This window comes from Pyxidicoccus fallax (assembly GCF_012933655.1).
In the GTDB taxonomy this organism is placed as follows: Bacteria; Myxococcota; Myxococcia; order Myxococcales; family Myxococcaceae; genus Myxococcus; species Myxococcus fallax.
Genome location: NZ_JABBJJ010000792.1, coordinates 1 through 414 on the forward strand (window position 1 = coordinate 1; position 414 = coordinate 414).

Consider the following 414-nt stretch of genomic DNA (forward strand, 5'->3'; position numbering starts at 1 on the left):
TACCACACCGGCATTTCCTCGCTTGCGTTGTCGGGTCCGCAGATTCTAGCCAATGCAGCCCCCGCCCCGGTCCGGCTGGACACTGGCGCGGCAAAGGCTTACCCTAGACTCCATTGCACGTGGCTGGATGCAGCGGCCCGTCGGTTTTTGCGGCCAACGCAGCCCCCGACGACCGTCCCGCTGCTTCAAACCGGACCACCCGGCCGGGCCACGTAGACGACCTCCCCGTAGTTCTGTCGCTGCCGTTTACCGCGGCGCGTCCCGCTGTTTGATATGTGTGGAATCGCGCCGATCCCGGCGTGTCTGGCGCCTTGGGGCTCCGTGGCGTTGGCCCGGCGAACCCGGTGCCGCGACTGGTCCGTTGCAATCCTGATCTCCATTAGATGACTTCCGAACTCGCGCTCGACGCGAACC

At 65.7% G+C, this 414-nt stretch carries 1 protein-coding gene; it reads right to left on the reverse strand.

The window, feature by feature from the left end; translation table 11 throughout:
• Window positions 1–185 precede the first annotated feature (185 nt).
• Window positions 186–414 (reverse strand): hypothetical protein (locus HG543_RS54870; RefSeq protein WP_211194836.1); only part of this gene is annotated, 229 nt, incomplete at its 5' end.